Below are 16,389 nucleotides of genomic sequence, written 5' to 3' on the forward strand. Positions count from 1 at the left end.
GTGGCTGCAGACGAACCACTCACCCAGTCCACCACCGACCTGCTCGCCGCCGCGGTCGAGTCCCTCAGCGGCTCGCGCCGCCCCGGCCAGGTGAAGATGGCCAAGGCGGTGACCAACGCACTCGGCTCCGAGCGCCACCTGGCTGTGCAGGCGGGCACGGGCACCGGCAAGTCCCTGGCCTACCTCGTCCCCGCCATCCGGCACGCCCAGGCGCACGGCACCACCGTGGTCGTCTCCACGGCGACGATCGCGCTGCAGCGGCAGCTGGTGGATAGGGATTTGCCCCGGCTGGCAGACGCGCTTGAGCCGCTGTTGCCTGAGCGCCCCACCTTCGCCATTCAGAAGGGCCGCAACAACTACCTGTGCAAGCACAAACTGATGCTGGATAACGCGCCTTCGGAGTCCCTCATCGAGGAAGAGGACCTGTCCTGGCTGGGTAAGCACGTCAAGCGCGTGTCCGAATGGGCGCAGAACACTGAGACGGGCGACCGCGACGATCTGGTCCCCGGCGTACCGGACATGGCGTGGCGGCAGGTGTCCGTGACCTCCAACGAGTGCCTGGGTGCAACCCGCTGCCCGCACGGCGAGGAGTGCTTCGCGGAGCTCGCGCGCGAGCGCACCAAGGACGTGGACATTGTGGTGACCAACCACGCGCTTTTGGCTATCGACGCGCTCGCGGACGTGGCCGTGCTACCCGAGCACGACGCCGTGATCATCGACGAGGCCCACGAGCTCGACGGCCGCATCACCTCGGTTGCCACCTCCGAGATCTCCGCCCGTGCCCTGGCGATGGCCGCCCGCCGCGCTGGCAAGCTGGGAGCGGAGCGGGACACGCTCGAGGGTGTTATCGACGACTTCACCGCCGCCATCGACCTGGAGTCCCCGGGGCGCTGGGAGACCATCTCGGAGCCGGCCCGAGGCGCTTTCGCCGCGCTTCGCGACGCCCTGTGGAAGACCCGCACCGCCATCTCCGACGCCCCTCCCGGCGAGTCCGAGAACGACCCCGAGAAGTTCGCGGAACGCGCCAACCTGCGCAACCACCTCGAGGACCTGCACGACGCGGTGGTGCGCATCCTGGAGGTCTTCGACGAACCAGACCCCGCAAAGCACTCGGACGTGGTTTGGCTGACACGCTCGGAGCGCTACGGCGACTCCGTCTCCGTCGCGCCCCTGTCCGTGGCGGGTCTGCTGCACGAGAGGCTCTTTGGCGAGAAGACGGTGGTGCTCACATCAGCCACCTTGACCGTGGGCGGCAACTTCAACGCTATGGCCGCTTCCTGGGGCCTGCCGCAGGGCTCCTGGGACTCGCTTGACGCCGGCACGCCGTTCGATCCGCGCAAGTCCGGCATCCTCTACACCGCGCGCCACCTGCCCACACCGGGCCGCGACGGGCTGTCCGCAGAGACGTTGGACGAGATCGCGGAGCTGATCACCGCCGCCGGCGGGCGCACCCTCGGGCTGTTCTCCTCCCGCCGCGCCGCCGAGCAGGCCGCCGAAGCCATGCGCTCGCGCCTGCCCTTCGACATCCTGCTCCAGGGCGAGGACTCCACCGGCACGCTGGTGGACACGTTCGCCAAAAGCGAGAACTCCTGCCTGTTTGGCACGCTTACCCTCTGGCAGGGCGTGGACGTGCCGGGCAGCGCGTGTTCGCTGGTGATCATCGACCGCATCCCCTTCCCCCGTCCCGACGATCCCCTGCTGCAGGCGCGCTCCAACGCCGCGGATGCCGCGGGCCGTTCCGGCTTCATGGAGGTCTCCGCCACGCACGCATCCCTGCTCATGGCGCAGGGCGCGGGCAGGCTCTTGCGGTCTGTCGACGACCGCGGGGTTGTCGCCGTGTTAGACAACCGGTTGGTGACAAAGCGTTACGGGTCGTTCATCCGGCGCAGCCTCCCGGCGTTCTGGGACACCACGGACGCGGAAACTGTGCGCGGGGCGCTGCGCAGGCTCGTGGCTAAGCGATAGCAATCGCTGTGGTGGAGCCGGGCGCAACCTCGGTGAACCCCGCGTCGCGCACCGCCACCGCCTCGGGGCGTGCGGCAAGCTCAGCGAACTCCTCGCGGGGCATCTCGCGCACGTTCAGCGGGAAACCGGCTTGCGCCCACTGCTGCACCCAGGCCGTCTCACGTGCGGCCGCCAGCAGCATCGAAGCGTGGCCGGCCTGCGCCGCGGCCTTACCCGCAGACATCTGCAGCGACGCGTCGAGTGCGATTAGCGGCGCCTCTGAGTCGAGCGGGAGCACCTCCCCCGGTTCGATCTCCGTGCCCTTGATCTGCAGCTTCGCAATCGCGTGCGGCACCTCAGAGACCGCCGAGGGGGCAAACGCGCGCACGTTGCCGACGGTCACCCCGGGCAGCGCGTGCACATCGTCCCAGGCCTTGTTGCGGGCGCGGCGGGCCACTTTACGGATGCGGTGGGAGTACCAGGCGTCCAACGCCTCGCGCCAAAACCCGTCCTCTCCCGCGCGCGGGTCTAGGCACACCGCAACGGCGGCGCGGGCGGCGTCTGCAAGCACCTGGTTGCGGCTCGGCGGATCCTGCTTGGGCAGGTTGATGGCCAATTGCATCGCTTGCACCGACTGCGGGTCGTCCGGGTCCTCGGAGCGGGCCTTGTAGTCCCCCGAGACGCGCTGCTGGAGGAGACGGTGGGCGGATGCGATGTTCGGGTCAGTCACCCGCGCCATGGTACTACCACTGGCCGGGGGCGCCCTGCGGGCCGTGGTGCAGTCCACGCTGCGGTTGCTGCCAGACGCCGCCAGATGGTGCTTGGCCCTGCGGGTGCTCGGATACAGCGGTTTGCTGGAGGCACTCGCGGGTCCCATACACCGCAGCGCCGAGGCCGACCAGCGCGGTGAGCAGCCACGCCCACTGGCTCAGCGGCTCGGAGGTGAACAAGGCGTTCTTCGACCGGATAACGAAGTTGAAGAACCACAGCACCTGCCACACATGGGCCGTGACCAGCACGGACCACCCGATAGTTACGCGCTTGAGCACCAGGCACACGATGCCCGCGATTACGGTGAGCGCGAAGCCGTAGCCTGCGAACCGTCCGAAGTTCCAGCGGCTAATATCCGCGTAGAAGTCAGCCACGTCGGACAAGGAGAAGAAGAACACCGCGGCGCACACCGCTGCTACCCCTGCTGCGATCCACTGGTTTGAGCTGACTCGAGACTTGCCCCAGAACTGCTGGTCCTCGCCCGCGCGGCGGGACCGGACAAGCTCAGCAACGGTGATGGCGAGACCAGCCAGCGCCAGAAGGATCCACAACCACGTGCCCAACCCGGTGGAGGTCTCTGGGTCACCGTTCTTTAGTGCCCTTTCCAATCTGACATCCTCAGAATAATACTGCAGCAAAAAGGTAGTCCAGGATAGGCTGACGAACAGTTGGGCACCGTAGACAGCCAAACCAGCTACCGCCGTCTTCCACGAGCGTTCACCAATCGTTGCCAGCGCCACCAGCGCCAACATGGAAAACAGGACGAGCGACGTAGCAAGAGGCAATGGCGGGATCAAGCGGTTAATGCGCCACGATTGAATATTTGCTGGAGTATCTCACGTGGGGTTGCTCCGCCGAGGACTTGTCGTGGTGTGTCGTTGAGTTCGTCTTGTACCCAGGCGACGTGCTCGGGGGTTACTTCGGCGAAGTCGGTGCCCTTTTTGTAGAAGCGGCGGCGGATCTCACCGTTGGTGTTCTCGTTGGTCGGCCGCTGCCACGGCGCGTGCGGATCGCAAAAGTACACCTCGCAGCCGTCTTTGATGCGCACACGTGCGGTTTCAGCCATTTCCACGCCTTGATCCCAGGTGATGGTCTTGAGCTGTTCAGCGTTGAGGTCTTTGACCATCTGCTGGATCGTTTCAATCACCGTCATCGATGTGTGTTCGGTGGGCAGATGACCAAGCAGGGTGTAGCGGCTGGTGCGCTCCACCAGGGTAATCAGCGCGCTTTTGCCGCCGGTGCCGATAACAAGATCGCCTTCCCAGTGCCCGGGGATTGCCCGGTCGTCAGCCTCTGGGCTGCGCTTGGTGATCTCAGCGCCTTTGATCCACGGCTTACCGGTGAGCACACCGGCATTACGGGGCCGGGCTTTTCGCCGCTTGCCGCCGCGGATGAGCACATCTTGGGTCTTCATCACCGCTTCAAGCTCGGCGCGCAAGCTGCCTTTGCCCTGGATGTACAAGGCACTGTAGATCGCTTCGTGGGAAATACGCATGCTTTCATCATCGGCGAAAGCATGCTGAAGCCACACACTGATGCGCCCGGGCGACCACCGGCGGGCAAGACACGTCACCACCACAGCACGAAGTGCCGGGTTGTCGTCAAGCTTGCGCACCTTCGGCCGGCACGCACGCGCCTTGGCGCCCAGGCCGGCTTGCCGGGCGTTGTAGTACACCGTGGCCTCACCGTCTTCGCCGACAACTTCCCACCCGTTGCGGGCGATTTCCCGGCTGATCACGCTGTGGTGGCGCCCCAGCAGCGTTGCGATCTGCCTGGCTGACATTCCCTGGCTGCACCCATGTTGGATCGTCAGGCGGTCTTCATACGACAGTCGGACCCCGCGGCCGACTTTCACACGGTCCTCGGCATAGTCGGCAGGCGCGTGGCCTGCTTGCGTTTTCATTGGTGCTGGCACGGAATCAACTTTGCTGTGTGCAGGTGGTTTTACCGTGCAAGCCTCCGGCGTGTCCGCGCGCTGTGACGCATCACGGTTTCCGCCCGCCTTCTCCTGGCGTGCTTGCTGCACCCAGCGATACACCGAATTGGCAGACCGGTCGAACGCCGCCGCGACCTTGTCAACCGGCTCACCAGCCAGCACCCGTGCGACCGCGTCAGCTTTCTGCTGCGGGGTGATGCGGGGCTTTTGCTGCAGTTCGGTGAGCACACCGACTTTCGCCAACCGCTGGTACAACGCCCCTGGTGACATGCCTAACGTCGCAGCCGCATCCGGTACCGACATACCTGAAGCCACCAGCGCCACCGCCTCGTCGATGAGTTGGTCACGTGCACGTGCCAACGCCTTCTTCGGTGGGAGTGCGCCTGCTTGCTTGACCCATTCATAAACCGTGGCCTCTGCCACACCGGCCTCACGTGCAATCTCGCCGACATCATCGCCTGCAACAAGCCGCGCCACAGAAGTAGCCTTCACATCTTTCGGAGTCCAACGACCAGCCACAACAACCTCCAAGTCGAGGTGGCGCATTCACCCACTGACAACTCCAATGCCACCCACTCTGAGAATTTCAGGCCTCGAATGACTAGATCGAATTTGAAGCCGGTTTCGACGTTCCCCGAGTTATCGGCCGTGCGCTGGTATCCCCAGAGATTCTTCGATATCTCAACCCAGTCGCCCCCTACCGACGCTTTGTATGTAAACACGCGCAGGAAAGATGTAGCGACCGACAGCAAAAACAGCACGCCCACGCCGGCCGGGAACAGCTGGCGCGGAATCGTGCGCCCCGGAGGCGGCGCCTGGAGCTGGCCGGGGAAGCTGGGGCCCGGCTGCTGCCACTGCTGCCCCTGCACCGGTTGCTGGAACTGGGCAGGTTGGCCGCCGGCGTAGGGCGGAAAGCCCTGCTGCTGCGGAGGCTGCTGACCGCCCGCAAACGGGTTGTAACCCTGGGGTTGCTGCGGCTGCTGGTGCGGGGGCCAACCTTGATTGCTCACGGGGAACGGTCCTTTCATCGCGTTAGACAGACATGCAGTGTAGACGCAGCCAAGTCACAGCGCAGGGCAATATGCGCGGAACCACCCTGAAACGACGAAAACCCCCGCCGAAGCGGGGGTTTGTTCAGGAGGCTAGGTGGCCTGGACTACTTGGAGTCGCGGTGACCGACGTGAGCCTCGCGGCGCAGGGTCTCCACCATGTGCGGGTAGTGCAGCTCGAACGCCGGGCGCTCAGAGCGGATACGCGGCAAGGCGGTGAAGTTGTGGCGCGGCGGCGGGCAAGTGGTTGCCCATTCCAGCGAGTTGCCGTAGCCCCACGGATCGTCAACGGTGACGATCTCGCCGTAGCGCCAGGACTTGAACACGTTCCAGATGAACGGCAGCATGCCGATGCCCAGGATGAACGAGCCGACCGTGGAGACCTGGTTCAGCAGCGTGAATCCATCGGTGTCCAGGTAGTCGGCGTAGCGGCGCGGCATACCCATGTTGCCCAGCCAGTGCTGGATCAGGAAGGTCATGTTGAAGCCGACGACGGTGAACCAGAAGTGGATCTTGCCCAGCTTCTCGTCCAGCATGCGGCCGGTCATCTTCGGGAACCAGAAGTACACGCCAGCCGTGGAAGCGAACACCACGGTGCCGAACAGGGTGTAGTGGAAGTGCGCAACCACGAAGTAAGAGTCGTGCAGGTGGAAGTCCAACGGCGGGGAGGCCAGCATGATGCCGGTCAGACCACCGAATAGGAAGGTGAACAGGAAGCCGACGGCCCACAGCATCGGGGTCTCGAACGTGAGGTGGCCATTCCACATCGTGCCCAACCAGTTGAAGAACTTCACGCCGGTCGGCACGGAGATGAGGAAGGTCATGAAGGAGAAGAACGGCAGCAGAATCGCACCGGTTGCGAACATGTGGTGCGCCCACACAGCCATGGACAGACCAGCAATTGCCAGCGTTGCGAAGATCAGGCCAATGTAGCCGAAGACCGGTTTACGGGAGAACACCGGAACGATCTCGGAGATCAAGCCGAAGAACGGCAGCGCCAGGACGTACACCTCGGGGTGGCCGAAGAACCAGAACAGGTGCTGCCACAGAATCGTGCCGCCGTTGGCGGTGTCGTAGATGTGGCCGCCGAGCAGACGGTCGTAGAGCACGCCCATCGCCGCAGCAGTCAGCAGCGGGAAAATCATCAGGGCGATGATGGAGGTGACGAAGACAGTCCAGGTGAACGCCGGCAGACGGAACATGGTCATGCCCGGCGCACGCATTGTCAGCACGGTGGTGAGCATGTTCACTGCGGAGGCGATGGTGCCCACACCGGTGGCACCCACGCCGACAATCCAGAGGTTGGCTGAGACGGACGGGGTGTGCACAGAGTCAGCCAGCGGCATGTACATGGTCCAACCGAAGTCGGCAGCGCCACCCGGGGTGACGAAGCCGAGAAGCATGGCGATGACGCCGATGCTGGTGACCCAGAAGCCGAACGCGTTCAGGCGCGGGAAGGCCACGTCCGGTGCGCCGATCTGCAGCGGCAGCACGTAGTTGGCAAAACCCCAGACGATCGGGGTGCCGAACGCCAGCAGCATGACAGTGCCGTGCATGGTGAACAGCTGGTTGAACTGCTCGTTGGACAGGAACTGCAGGCCCGGGCTGAACAGCTCGGCGCGGATAAGCAGTGCCATCAGGCCGGCCACGAAGAACCAGACGAAGGACATGATGATGTACATGATGCCCAGTTCTTTGTGGTCAGTCGTGGTGAGTTGCTTGTAAATCTGCGAGCCCTTGCGAGCGTTGCCCGTGGGCTCTGGGCGTGTCGGCGGGACGTAATTATCCAGCCGCGGTGCCACAGCGGTCATCTGATCCTCCTGACTACGGCGCCTGCGCCTACCCCGGCCGACGCCGGATTAGGCCCAGATGCCACGAGTGATACCGGATCAGCATAACGTTCTGCACACTGTTTTTCCAGCCTCCGGCAATGCTGCCCCCGAGCGGGGTCAGCACCCGGCCAAGCCAACCCGGGCTGTAACTGGTGAGGCGCATGGGAACTGCCCGGCGGGCATGTAAAATCCCCGGCTCGCGGGCGCGAACCGGGGGGTCACGGAAGGTACGTCGTAAAGTTTGTGCCTAGAAATCCCAGTCGTCGTCCTGAGTGTCCTCCGCGCGTCCAATGACGTAGGAGGAGCCGGAACCGGAGAAGAAGTCGTGGTTCTCGTCCGCGTTCGGCGACAGCGAAGCCAAAATTGCCGGCGACACCTTCGTCTCGTCCACCGGGAACAGGCCCTCATAACCGAGGTTGTTCAGCGCCTTGTTGGCGTTGTACCGCAAGAAGCGCTTCACGTCTTCGGTCCAGCCGAGCGCGTCGTAGATGTCCTCGGTGTACTGGTTTTCGTTCTCGTAAAGGTCGTAGAGCAGCTCGAATGCGTAGTCCTTCAGCTCCTCCTTGCGCTCCTCCGACTCGCCTCGCAGCGCCACCTGGTACTTGTAGCCGATGTAGTAGCCGTGCACCGCCTCGTCGCGGATAATCAGGCGGATGATGTCGGCGGTGTTCGTCAGCTTGGAGTGCACCGACCAGTTCAGCGGCAGGTAGAAGCCGGAGTAGAACAGGAAGGACTCCAGCATCACAGACGCAATCTTGCGCTTGAGCGGGTCGTCGCCCTCGTAGTAGCTCAGGATGATTTTCGCCTTGCGCTGGAGGTACTCGTTTTCCTCGGACCAGCGGAACGCGTCGTTAATTGCGGGAGTGTCCGCAAGGGTCATGAAGATGTTGGAGTAGGACTTCGCGTGCACCGACTCCATGAAGGCGATGTTGGTCAGCACCGCTTCCTCGTGCAACGAATTCGCGTCCGGCAGCAGCGAGACCGCGCCGACGGTTCCCTGGATGGTGTCCAGCAGCGTCAGGCCGGTGAACACGCGCATGGTGGCTTGCTTTTCTTCGTCGTTGAGGGTGTTCCAGCTCGGGATGTCGTTGGACACCGGAATCTTTTCTGGGAGCCAGAAGTTGCCGGTCAGGCGATCCCACACTTCAAGGTCCTTGTCGTCCGGGACGCTATTCCAGTTAATAGCCTTCACGGGCTTTTCGTGGGACTCGAGGTAACGCGCGTAATCGTCAGTCATGGCGACCATCCTACTTCGGTGTCAAACGCCTCGGGAGACGTCCTGCGCCCCGCCCGGAAATCGGCTCCACGCGATGCCATAACTGGGCAGCTGCATGACATAAACTACTCGCATACTGTCGCAAACATCATCTCTTAAAGGAGGTCGCGCCGTGGCTACCAGCGGTCATCGGTCCTCTCAGCCACTACTTTCGTCGATCCTGGACACGCTCGGCGAGGAAATCGTTTCAGGCAGCCAGCCCGAGGGGCACACGTTCACCCTCCACGACCTGTCGGAGCGCTTCGGCATCTCCCGCACCGTCGCCCGCGAGGCGATGCGCGCGCTCGAGCAGCTCGGTCTTGTGTCTTCGTCCCGCCGCGTGGGGCTGAAGGTTCTGCCGCAAAGCGAGTGGAACGTGTTCGACCACGCGATTATCTCCTGGCGCCTGCGCACTGAGGAGCAACGCCCGGCCCAGTTGGCGTCGCTGCGCGAACTCCGCGACGCCATCGAGCCCACCGCCGCCCGCCTCGCCGCCACCAACGCCACGAAGGAGCAGGGCCGCCGCTTGTGCGAGCTGGCAGACCAGATCGTCGAGCTGGCCGGTCAGGATGCCGGCAACTCGGACGCATTCCAGGAGGCGGACCTGGAGTTCCACGCGCTCATGCTCGAGGCGTCGGGCAACGAGATGTTTGTGGCGCTGACCCCGCCGATCATGGACATCATGTCCGGCCGCGCGCTGTACGGCATCATGCCGGACGACCCGCACGTGGACACCATGCAGATCCACGTGGATCTGGCGCAGGCCATTGCTTCCGGCAATGCGGATGCTGCCGAGGATGCTTCTCGACGCCTACTCCGCGGCGTCAACGACTTTATGGAGATGTAACTCTCCCCGGTGAGCCCCGCCATGTTGCTGATCTGCTAGTTGCCCAAAAACGGAACTAGCAGATCAGCGGTTTTCTCGTCGAGAAGCACGCGCTCCCCTACCGCCCTAGAGCATGCAGGAAACGCAGCCCTCGATCTCGGTGCCTTCCAGCGCCATCTGGCGCAGGCGGATGTAGTACAAGGTCTTCACACCCTTCTTCCACGCGTAGATCTGCGCGCGGTTGATGTCGCGGGTGGTCACCGTGTCCTTGAAGAACAGGGTCAGCGACAGGCCCTGGTCGACGTACTTCGTGGCCACCGCGTAGGTGTCGATGATCTTCTCGTAGCCGATCTCGTAGGCATCCTTGAAGTACTCGATGTTCTCGTTGTCCATGTGCGGCGCCGGGTAGTAGACGCGGCCGATCTTGCCTTCCTTGCGGATCTCAATTTTGGAGGCGATCGGGTGGATCGAGGACGTGGAGTTGTTGATGTAGGAAATCGAGCCGGTCGGCGGCACGGCCTGCAGGTAGCGGTTGTAGATGCCGTCGCGGGCGATGTCGTCCTTCAGCTGCGCCCACTCCTGCGCCGTCGGCACGGCGATGTTGGAGTTTGCGAACAGCTCCTTGACCTTGTCAGTCTTGGGCTGGAATTCGGCCGGGTCGTAGCGGTCGAAGAACTCGCCTGTGGCGTACTCGGACTTGGCGAAGTCCGCGAACGCGGTGCCCTTCTCCACGGCGATCTTGTGGGAGGCCCGCAGGCACTGGTACATCACGGCGGCGAAGTAGGCGTTGGTGAAGTCCAGGCCTTCCTCGGAGCCGTATTCGATGTGCTCGCGGCCGAGGTAGCCGTGCAGGTTCATCTGGCCCAGGCCGATGGCGTGGGAGGCGTCGTTGCCGTCGCGCACCGGCGGCACGGAGTCGATGGAGGTCTTGTCCGCCACTGCGGTCAGCGCGCGGATGGAGGTCTCGACGGTTTTGGCGAAGTCGTCGGAGTCCATCGCCATCGCGATGTTCAGCGAGCCCAGGTTGCAGGAGATGTCGTGGCCGGTCTCGGCGTAGGTCAGGTCCTCGTTCAGCACGGACGGGGAGTTGACCTGCAGGATCTCCGAGCACAGGTTGGACATGTTGATGCGGCCGGTCTTCACCGGGTTCGCGCGGTTCGCCGTGTCCTCGAACATGATGTACGGGTAGCCGGACTCGAACTGGATCTCGGCGATGGTCTGGAAGAACGCGCGCGCAGAGATCTTGGACTTGCGGATGCGCGGGTCTTCGACCATCTCCTCGTACTTTTCGGTCACGGAGATGTCCGCGAACGGCACGCCGTAGACGCGCTCGACGTCGTACGGGGAGAACAAGTACATGTCGTCGTTGCGCTTGGCCAGCTCAAAAGTGATGTCCGGGATGACCACGCCGAGCGAGAGGGTCTTGATGCGGATTTTCTCGTCCGCGTTCTCGCGCTTGGTGTCCAGAAAGCGCATGATGTCGGGGTGGTGGGCGTTGAGGTACACCGCACCTGCACCCTGGCGTGCGCCGAGCTGGTTGGCGTAGGAGAACGCGTCTTCCAAAAGCTTCATCACGGGGATGACGCCGGAGGACTGGTTTTCGATGTGCTTGATCGGCGCGCCGGATTCACGGATGTTGCTCAGAAGCAGTGCCACGCCGCCGCCGCGCTTGGACAGCTGCAGCGACGAGTTGATGGCGCGGCCGATGGACTCCATGTTGTCTTCGATGCGCAGCAGGAAGCAGGACACCAACTCGCCGCGCTGCGCCTTGCCGGCGTTCAAGAACGTCGGGGTGGCGGGCTGGAAGCGGCCGGTCATGATCTCGTCCACAAGCGCGAATGCGAGCTCCTCGTTGCCGTCGGCGAGGAAGAGGGAGGTCATGGCCACGCGGTCCTCGAAGCGCTCGAGGTAGCGGCGCCCGTCGAAAGTCTTCAGCGTGTAGGAGGTGTAGTACTTGTACGCGCCGAGGAAGGACTTGAAGCGGAACTTGTACGAGTACGCGCGCTTGAACGTGTCCTTAATGAAGTTCCAGTCGTACTTCTCAATGGTGTCCGGCTCGTAGTACTTGTTGGTGACCAGGTAGTCGATCTTTTCTTCCAGGTCGTGGAAGTAGACGGTGTTCTGGTTGACGTGCTGGAGGAAGAACTGGTTCGCGGCCTCGCGGTCCTTTTCAAACTGGATCTGGCCGTTTTCGTCGTAGAGGTTCAGAAGCGCGTTGAGCGCGTGGTAATCCAGCTGGTCGCTTTCCTTGACCGGCTCCGGGACATTCTTACCGACAGTCTGGGTAGTCACATCTCGTCCTTCATCGTGTTCTTGAATATTTACCGGCGTATTTTTCGCGCAGTTTTGCAAGCCGCTCGGATTCGTCCGGGGCATCTTGCCTATCGACGACCTCCGGTCCCCCACGCAGCCCCAACCTTCCAGCGTTTTCGACCAGTTGGCGGCGCACGTGCGCAACGTCCTCGGCCGAGCCCATGAGCTCGAACCGGTACAAGTATGGGACCTTACACTTGTCGGCGATAACCTTCCCGGCAAGACAGTAATCTGCCCCGAAGTTGGAGTTGCCGGCGGCGATGACACCCCGGATCAGGCTCCGGTTGCCTTCGTTGTTGAGGAAGCGGATCACCTGCCCCGGCACCGGCCGCGAGTTGCCGCCGCTGACGCTCACTCCGCCACCGTATGTGGGGCAGATGAGCACGTACGGCTCGTCGACGTTGAGTTCCGGGTCGTTCCTGCGCAACGGGATGCGCTGGGACGGGAGGCCGAGCTTCTCCACAAACCGCTTCGTGTTCTCCGTCGCGGAAGAGAAGTAGACCACCAGCATGGCAGCCGCCTTTCTTCGTCTTGAGTTTTCTGTTGTGTGGCGCCCGCGCTTTTCCCGCCCCCTCCCAGAACCAAATCCAGCTACTAGGTTCCAGCTATTCGCCTTTTTGGGACCGTTAGCTGGGTCTTACTAGCTGGATCCGCGGGCCGGACGGGCGCGGGCGGCGGGGACCGGGCAGTTACGCAGCGGCGGCGAGGCCCTTGATGCGGTCCGGGCGGAAGCCGGACCAGTGCTCACCGTTCGCCTCGACGACCGGGGCCTGCACGTAGCCGAGGGCCATGACGTAGTCGCGGGCCTCGTCGTCCATGGAGATGTCAACCGTGGTGAACTCGAGGCCGGCCTTGGTCAGGGCCTTCTCGGTTGCCTTGCACTGCATGCAGGCCGGCTTGCTGTAAACGGTGATCGACATAGTTCTTCAGGCTCTTTCTGTGCGGGTCTTCGACCGGGATTCGACAGGGTTTCGACGCTTTTTCTCGCTTCCCCGGCTCCCCCGGGGCAACACCAAGAGACACTATACCTTGGGGGAAACTTCGGCAACTGCTACTACATGTAGTAGTTACACGGGTGGTATTCCCAGGATAGGGGTGGCGAATCACCTACATGTAGTTAGAACATGGACAGCTTTGGGCTCCCACGCGTGTAATTTTGGCCGAAATTAGTTTCAGGACGGGGGTTTCGCAGAAAAGCAAAAAGCCCCGCCACCAACCGGTGACGGGGCAGGATTCGCGCTTAGCCCTGGCGAGCCTTAAAGCGGGGATCCTTCTTGTTGATCACAAAAACCTTGCCGTGGCGGCGCACAACCTGAGCGCCCGGCTTGTTCTTCAGCGACCGAAGCGACTTGCGGACCTTCATCGGGCGCTCCTTTCTGCTCGGATTACCTGCAATTAGCGACCATCGGCGGGCTGCCGGGTCGCAACACGGGGGTAAATGTTACACACCGGACGCGCCGAATCAAAACCTCCTACCATGAGCGCCATGCAGTCAGACATCATCGCCGCCCTCGGCGTGGCACCGACCATCGACCCGCAAGAAGAGATCACCCGGCGCGTTAAGTTCCTGGTGGACTACCTGGACGCCACCGGCGCGAAGGGGTACGTACTCGGCATTTCCGGCGGGCAGGACTCCACGCTCGCTGGGCGTCTGGCGCAGCTGGCGGTGGAGAAACGCCGAGCAGACGGTAGCGACGCGACCTTCGTTGCGGTGCGGCTGCCTCACGGCGTGCAGGCCGACGAGGACGACGCGCAGCTGGCACTCAAGTTCATCCAGCCCGACGAGACGGTCACGGTGGACATCGAGCCAGCCACCACCGCCCTAGCTAGTGCTGTGGCGGACGCGCTGGGAGCGGGCAGCCTCGGCGATTTCAACAAGGGCAACGTCAAGGCGCGCATGCGCATGATCGCCCAGTATGCCATCGCCGGCGAGCGCGGCCTGCTGGTGGTGGGCTCGGACCATGCGGCGGAGAACGTCACCGGGTTCTTCACCAAACACGGCGACGGCGCCGCCGACCTCGTGCCGCTGGCCGGGCTGAACAAGCGCCAGGGCGCGGCGCTTTTGGCCCACCTCGACGCCGAACCCCGCCTGTGGGAGAAGGTCCCGACCGCGGACCTGGAAGAAGACCGCCCCGCGCTTCCCGACGAAGAGGCGCTCGGCGTCACCTACGTCCACATCGACGACTACCTGGAGGGCAAGCGGGTTCCCGCCGAGGCCGCCGAGCGCCTCGAGCACCTGTGGCGTGTCGGCCAGCACAAGCGCCACCTGCCGCCGGGCCCGAACGACACCTGGTGGCGTTAGGGCAGGTCGCGGAGGTCCGCCATCACCCGCTCTAAGCGCTCCTCACCGCGTTCCTCTTCGAGCCATTCCTCCAGAGTGAAGTCGAGCTGGATAGGTTCCCAGGTCACTTCGAAGGGTTTGCCGCGCTGCTCGAGAAGCCCAAGTTCTTCGAGCCTATCTAGCGAGTTTTTTACATTCCCCATCTGAATCTCCTCCTTTATTACCTACTGTCTATCACGCGCAGGGTCTCCTCCGCCGCGCGCACGAGCGCGGAGCCGTAGGACGGGCCGTGCGTCCACGCGTGCACCGCCAGCGGGTGCAGTTGGTGCACCGCGATGCGACGCTGCCAGTCGCGCCCCAGCTCGCCGCCGGCATCCAGGTACCCGTCCACGATCGCGCTGAAGTGCGGCGCGCCGAACAGCTCGAGCATCGCGATGTCGGTCAGCGGGTGCCCGCCGTGCGCGGCCGGGTCGATAAACCGCGGCCCGTCCGCGCCGAACAGCAGGTTGCCCGCCCACAGGTCGCCGTGGATGCGCGCCAGCGGGGCGTCCTCGTCTTCTTCGAGCAGCGCATCGCATGCTTGCTTGACGACGTCCATACCGCCGCCCCCGAGATTCCCCGCCCTTAGCGCCTTCTCGGCGAATGGCAGCACCCGCTGATGCACGTAGAACTCGGCCCAGCGCTCGGTGGGCTCGCACGCCTGCTGGCGGGTGCCGATGAAGTTGGGGCCTTCCCACCCGTCCGCGGGCGCGCCGAACGCGGCGGCCCCCATGGCGTGGATGGCGGCCAGCTCCCGGCCGGCCTCGCGTGCCGCGTCCACGGTCGGGCGGGCCGAATCCACTTTCTCGATGGTCAGCGTGTTCGCATCCTCGTCCAGGTCCAGCACCTCCACCACCGCGGTGGAGCCCTCGCGCAGCCAGCGCAGGTACGCGGCTTCCGCGGCCGCGGCTCCCGGCGCGCTGCCGTGCTTGACAAACGTGTCAGACATCGATGCCCTCGATTCGCAGTAGGAAACGTTTTGCCTCTACCCCGCCACGGTAACCGCCGAGTTGGCCGTCGGAACGCAGCACCCGGTGGCACGGGATGAACAGCGGCAGCGGGTTAGTGGCGCACGCGCTGCCCACCGCGCGCACCGCATTGGGGTTGCCCACCGCGCGGGCGAGCTCCGCGTAGGAGGTGGTCTCCCCGTACGGGACTTTCTCCAGCTCCCGCAGCACCGCAGCGCGGAACTCGGTCACGTTCTGCAGGTCCAGCGGCACGGAGAACTCCCGGCGCGTGCCGGCAAAGTATTCGGTCAGTTCTTGGGTGGCTACGGGGTGGTCCGAAGGTTCGTCGATAAGCAATTGCTCCCCCTCGAAGCACACGCGGGTCACGCCACGCTCACTGGCGACGAAGCGCAACGGCCCGATCGGTGACGCAAACATGCAGTTCAGAGTAGCTCCCGGCCGATGAGATCGCGCTACACTCCTAGCCATGCACCGGAAACTCACCACCGTCCTCGCCTGCGCCGCGGCCCTTACCTTGGCCTCCTGCGGCAACTCATCCGACATCATCGCTGGCACCAGCCCCGCTATCGCCTCCGCAGTGTGCGACGGCGACGACGGGTGCGAATCCGACATGCGCCAGCTCAGCCACAAGCTCGATGCGTCGGACGATGCCGACGGCGACGGCATCATCAACCGCGAGGAGCTCGACGCCGCCCTCACGCGTTTGGACAAGGAAGCCGAGGAGAAGGAGGCCGCCGCCTCGTCGTCTTCCGCGGCGGCCGCGTCCTCCTCCGCCGCAGCAGCGTCGAAATCCGCGGAAGCAGAGCGCGAAGCGGCCGAACGCGAGGCAGCGGAACGTGAAGCCGCAGAACGAGAAGCGGCCGAGCGAAAGGCAGCTGAACGTGAGGCAGCGGAGCGCGAAGCAGCCGAGCGTGAAGCCGCGAACCAACAACAGCAAGCACCCGAACCCGCACCCGAGCAACAGGCACCGGCGCAACCCGCGCCGGCGCAATCCGGCCCGCCAGCCATGGAGTGGGCCACCCTCGGCCCCTACGGGAGCCTGTTCACGTGCGAGCAAGCGCGCGACGTGTGGCCCGTTGATTCACACGCCTGCTACACCGGCGCTGACGGCAACGCATACTTCGAAGGCATGCGCCAGGCCGCTCAGTAGCGCCGCCCCCGCGAAACGAGAAAAC

The 16,389-nt window shown here is 64.0% G+C and carries 17 protein-coding genes and 1 pseudogene; 4 read left to right on the forward strand and 14 right to left on the reverse strand.

The features are described 5' to 3' along the window. Window positions 1-1,965 (forward strand): ATP-dependent DNA helicase, encoded by a 1,965-nt coding sequence (locus CAFEA_RS08965; RefSeq protein WP_063937845.1) that lies wholly within the window; start codon window positions 1-3, stop codon window positions 1,963-1,965. Here CAFEA_RS08965 and CAFEA_RS08970 read toward each other — a convergent pair. From CAFEA_RS08970 to nrdF, 7 genes and pseudogenes are all read right to left on the reverse strand, one after another. Continuing rightward, window positions 1,955-2,683: a peptidyl-tRNA hydrolase gene (locus CAFEA_RS08970; RefSeq protein ID WP_063937843.1), complete on the reverse strand. Its 729-nt coding sequence runs from the start codon at window positions 2,681-2,683 to the stop codon at window positions 1,955-1,957. The genes CAFEA_RS08965 and CAFEA_RS08970 overlap by 11 nt on opposite strands. Window positions 2,684-2,687: 4 nt before the next feature. Next, entirely contained in the window at window positions 2,688-3,323 is a 636-nt protein-coding gene (locus tag CAFEA_RS08975; RefSeq protein ID WP_063937841.1) for a hypothetical protein, read from the reverse strand. Window positions 3,324-3,508: 185 nt separating this feature from the next. Then, window positions 3,509-4,618, reverse strand: a complete 1,110-nt coding sequence (locus CAFEA_RS08980; RefSeq protein ID WP_290183926.1) for an IS30 family transposase — start codon at window positions 4,616-4,618, stop codon at window positions 3,509-3,511. Between the two features lie 93 nt (window positions 4,619-4,711). Beyond that, window positions 4,712-5,197 (reverse strand): annotated as a pseudogene (locus CAFEA_RS11340) (transposase); the annotation flags it as partial. Next, the gene (locus CAFEA_RS08990) at window positions 5,140-5,661 is read right to left on the reverse strand and encodes a hypothetical protein (protein ID WP_063937282.1); all 522 of its coding nucleotides are present in this window, start codon (window positions 5,659-5,661) and stop codon (window positions 5,140-5,142) included. The pseudogene CAFEA_RS11340 and the gene CAFEA_RS08990, both read right to left, overlap by 58 nt. Window positions 5,662-5,807: 146 nt before the next feature. After that, complete coding sequence (ctaD, locus tag CAFEA_RS08995) at window positions 5,808-7,511, reverse strand: aa3-type cytochrome oxidase subunit I (protein ID WP_063937281.1); 1,704 nt, start codon at window positions 7,509-7,511, stop codon at window positions 5,808-5,810. Between the two features lie 268 nt (window positions 7,512-7,779). Further along, a complete protein-coding gene (gene nrdF, locus CAFEA_RS09000; RefSeq protein ID WP_034998077.1) occupies window positions 7,780-8,769 on the reverse strand; it encodes a class 1b ribonucleoside-diphosphate reductase subunit beta in 990 nt (329 codons plus the stop codon). Between the two features lie 151 nt (window positions 8,770-8,920). On the opposite strand from nrdF, the gene CAFEA_RS09005 reads away from it, so the two are divergent. After that, the gene (locus tag CAFEA_RS09005; RefSeq protein WP_063937280.1) at window positions 8,921-9,634 is read left to right on the forward strand and encodes a FadR/GntR family transcriptional regulator; all 714 of its coding nucleotides are present in this window, start codon (window positions 8,921-8,923) and stop codon (window positions 9,632-9,634) included. Window positions 9,635-9,739: 105 nt separating this feature from the next. Here CAFEA_RS09005 and nrdE read toward each other — a convergent pair whose 3' ends face one another. The 4 genes from nrdE to ykgO all read right to left on the reverse strand — a co-directional run bounded on the left by nrdE (window position 9,740) and on the right by ykgO (window position 13,289). Beyond that, window positions 9,740-11,905 (reverse strand): class 1b ribonucleoside-diphosphate reductase subunit alpha, encoded by a 2,166-nt coding sequence (gene nrdE / locus CAFEA_RS09010; protein ID WP_063937279.1) that lies wholly within the window; start codon window positions 11,903-11,905, stop codon window positions 9,740-9,742. A 10-nt stretch (window positions 11,906-11,915) separates the two neighbouring features. Continuing rightward, window positions 11,916-12,437, reverse strand: a complete 522-nt coding sequence (nrdI, locus tag CAFEA_RS09015) for a class Ib ribonucleoside-diphosphate reductase assembly flavoprotein NrdI (protein WP_076590071.1) — start codon at window positions 12,435-12,437, stop codon at window positions 11,916-11,918. A 178-nt stretch (window positions 12,438-12,615) separates the two neighbouring features. Beyond that, window positions 12,616-12,846, reverse strand: a complete 231-nt coding sequence (gene nrdH, locus CAFEA_RS09020; RefSeq protein WP_034998070.1) for a glutaredoxin-like protein NrdH — start codon at window positions 12,844-12,846, stop codon at window positions 12,616-12,618. A gap of 320 nt (window positions 12,847-13,166) precedes the next feature. After that, a complete protein-coding gene (gene ykgO, locus CAFEA_RS09025; RefSeq protein ID WP_012732041.1) occupies window positions 13,167-13,289 on the reverse strand; it encodes a type B 50S ribosomal protein L36 in 123 nt (40 codons plus the stop codon). 114 nt (window positions 13,290-13,403) lie between these two features. On the opposite strand from ykgO, the gene nadE reads away from it, so the two are divergent. After that, entirely contained in the window at window positions 13,404-14,228 is an 825-nt protein-coding gene (gene nadE, locus CAFEA_RS09030; RefSeq protein ID WP_143313375.1) for an NAD(+) synthase, read from the forward strand. Here the strand turns inward: nadE and CAFEA_RS09035 are convergent. Genes CAFEA_RS09035 through CAFEA_RS09045 form a run of 3 tightly spaced genes read right to left on the reverse strand, consistent with a single transcriptional unit; the run spans window position 14,225 to window position 15,631 of the window. Beyond that, a complete protein-coding gene (locus tag CAFEA_RS09035; RefSeq protein WP_034998061.1) occupies window positions 14,225-14,410 on the reverse strand; it encodes a hypothetical protein in 186 nt (61 codons plus the stop codon). The two genes, nadE and CAFEA_RS09035, sit on opposite strands and share 4 nt — an antisense overlap. A 17-nt stretch (window positions 14,411-14,427) precedes the next feature. Further along, complete coding sequence (locus CAFEA_RS09040; RefSeq protein WP_063937277.1) at window positions 14,428-15,195, reverse strand: fructosamine kinase family protein; 768 nt, start codon at window positions 15,193-15,195, stop codon at window positions 14,428-14,430. Next, on the reverse strand, window positions 15,188-15,631 hold the full coding sequence (locus CAFEA_RS09045) for a methylated-DNA--[protein]-cysteine S-methyltransferase (RefSeq protein ID WP_063937276.1): 444 nt from the start codon (window positions 15,629-15,631) through the stop codon (window positions 15,188-15,190). Before CAFEA_RS09045 ends, CAFEA_RS09040 begins: the two co-directional genes overlap by 8 nt. Before the next feature lie 49 nt (window positions 15,632-15,680). Here CAFEA_RS09045 and CAFEA_RS09050 point away from each other — a divergent pair, with 49 nt between their 5' ends. After that, the gene (locus CAFEA_RS09050) at window positions 15,681-16,364 is read left to right on the forward strand and encodes a hypothetical protein (RefSeq protein ID WP_063937275.1); all 684 of its coding nucleotides are present in this window, start codon (window positions 15,681-15,683) and stop codon (window positions 16,362-16,364) included. Window positions 16,365-16,389 lie beyond the last annotated feature (25 nt).

It is taken from the genome of Corynebacterium afermentans subsp. afermentans (genome assembly GCF_030408355.1).
Lineage (GTDB): Bacteria > Actinomycetota > Actinomycetes > Mycobacteriales > Mycobacteriaceae > Corynebacterium > Corynebacterium afermentans.